Source organism: Melaminivora alkalimesophila (genome assembly GCF_000282995.1).
Lineage (GTDB): Bacteria > Pseudomonadota > Gammaproteobacteria > Burkholderiales > Burkholderiaceae_C > Melaminivora > Melaminivora alkalimesophila.
On record NZ_ALEE01000034.1, the window covers coordinates 1 to 2,187 of the forward strand.

Annotated in this window: 2 protein-coding genes and 1 pseudogene; all 3 read right to left on the reverse strand. The window is 57.4% G+C overall.

The features are described 5' to 3' along the window. Positions 1-31 precede the first annotated feature (31 nt). Positions 32-391 (reverse strand): hypothetical protein, encoded by a 360-nt coding sequence (locus A612_RS00295; protein ID WP_019372625.1) that lies wholly within the window; start codon positions 389-391, stop codon positions 32-34. Between the two features lie 365 nt (positions 392-756). Then, on the reverse strand, positions 757-1,419 hold the full coding sequence (locus tag A612_RS16210) for an acetyltransferase (RefSeq protein WP_075806984.1): 663 nt from the start codon (positions 1,417-1,419) through the stop codon (positions 757-759). 332 nt (positions 1,420-1,751) lie between these two features. Next, positions 1,752-2,187 (reverse strand): annotated as a pseudogene (locus tag A612_RS17460) (hypothetical protein); the annotation flags it as partial.

A 2,187-nucleotide genomic window follows, 5' to 3' on the forward strand; every position in this document is an offset into this window, starting at 1 on the left:
GCCGCGAAGCGGCGTCGGCTTGGACGAACTGTTAGCCGGACAGCCCACGAATAATTAAGAACGCCCAAATGGCAGCAGCCGGCCATGCGAGGAAACCAAGCAAGCTCAACGCCGGTTGACTGACTTTCCTGTCAAGTACGCCAAACAGTAGCCCGGCAATAACGCTCCCGGCTACGAAGAGCAGGAAGGGCCAGTACCAAGCCACGCGGATGAAGTAGTAGACCAGAAGCGCTAACCCAGCCAGTACACCAAGAATGACCGACAAATTGAGCGCCGCGTTGAAGGCTTGAGACGCGCCTTGAAACCGCGAAGAGTGGCGTTGATGAGTGTTCAGAAACCCAAAGTAGAGCACCCAGGCCACGAGCAGCGAGAGAGGCAGTGACTCAGGCATAAGACCTCCTTTTTCTCTTGCGTGGTACAACGACGCTAGGCCAGTTCGCGGCCGGCTAACGCTGGAGGTAAGCCGCGTGAATGAAGCGCAGCGGAATGCACGTCGGCTTGACCGACTTGTTATGCGCATTCGCCTGGCGATTGTGCGGGCTGTTTGCCGGTTGTTACTGCCCCGCAATGTGTGGGTGGGGATGCACTTCGGAGCCTACACACAGAAATGGTCGGTGCATCTTGGGCGACTCGACAATCGAGGCGTTTTGCAAGGACTCAGCGACCGCGATGCAGGCGCATAACGTCCAAGCTCACCAGCGGCAATGGAGCGCAGCGGAATTGCCGTCCGGTGCAGCGCCTTGTTAGGAGCTGTTTTCAAAGGTATTTGTCTCCTTGCTCCCGATTGCGGATTGCTCTTGCTGGCGTTCCATAAGCAACGACAAATGACTCAATGGACTTCATGACAAGCGAGCCAGCTCCAATAACGGTGTGTTCTCCAACATGAATTCCGTGAATCAGAACCGCCCCGATACTGACTGCTGAAAATTGACCAACCCGACAATTGCCGCCTGTCGTGGCGCCAGGAGCAAGACTCGCGAAGTCTTCCAGTATCGAGTCATGGTCAAGAGAAGAATTGGTGTTCAGAATGCAGAATCGACCAACCGAGGAACATGCATTGATGGAAACCCCCGCCATCACGACGGTTCCCTCTCCGATTGAGACTTCCATTGCTATTGATGCTTTGGGGTGGATAGCAGAAACAAACGGAAGGTCTGGGATTATTTCTTTGATATGCGCAACCACTTTTGAGCGCACGAAGTTATCGCCAATGGCAACTATTGCACCTTTTAGGGCATGCGCTTTTATCAATTCTGGCAAATCCTCTTCTTTCCCAAGAACTGGGTAGCCAAGCGTTTTCTCTCCGACATCTCGGAATCGATCAAGCAATCCGACTATGTTGTATTTCCCTTGCTGTTGCACGATGTCGATGATGACTTTCGCATGGCCTGATGACCCGATGATTACGATATTGTCCATTCTTTTTGGCTCCTAACTAGGATTAGACGACCGCGGTGACTGGACAATGAAGTCTGCTAGCAAGGACACGCTTGTCTGCTCTTCGTGTAGGTGCCCCACTCTGCGGCCGATTAGACAAACCTAAATTTTTCCGGATGAGGTGCTTGCCGCGTGCCTCGTGCGGACGCATTTCTTGTAGCCCTAAAAGGACATTTCAACGACCTACACCGGACCGTTGTTGCGTCTTGTATCACAACTGCGTCCATTGGCCCAACGGGCTCCGTTGCACCGAAGCATCAATGCTTGGGCGGCCGTCTTGGCAGCACCGCCCGGTCTCGGTGGGCGTTGCCGGCCTAGGGCGAAGGAATATCTTCGCCGGGCAGAGCTTCGATCTCAGACCGTGTCCGCCCGGCGCCAAAACCCATGGCACCGCCTGCGGCGATCCCGCCACCGCCCATACCGCCGTCACCTCCACCTCCGCCGCTCTTTCCGCCAGAGCCACCACCCGTTCGTCCGCCGCCACCACTCGTGCGCAGCGGCCCCTGGCGCGGCACGGCCAGATGCGCCGGCACAGGCTCAAGCTCCAGCACTTCGCGGATGAAATTGCGCAGCGAGACCACCAGCGCCGCCGTCTCGACGCGCCGCCCCGCCACCATGTCGTTGACGGCCTGTACCGCCAGTTCCACCTGCTCGGCCGTGCCCAGCAGGATGACGTCGGAGAGCGCGGCTTGCACGGCGTCGCGCGTGCGGCGGCGGCGCTCGGAGGTGGGTTCGGTGGCATCGGCTGGG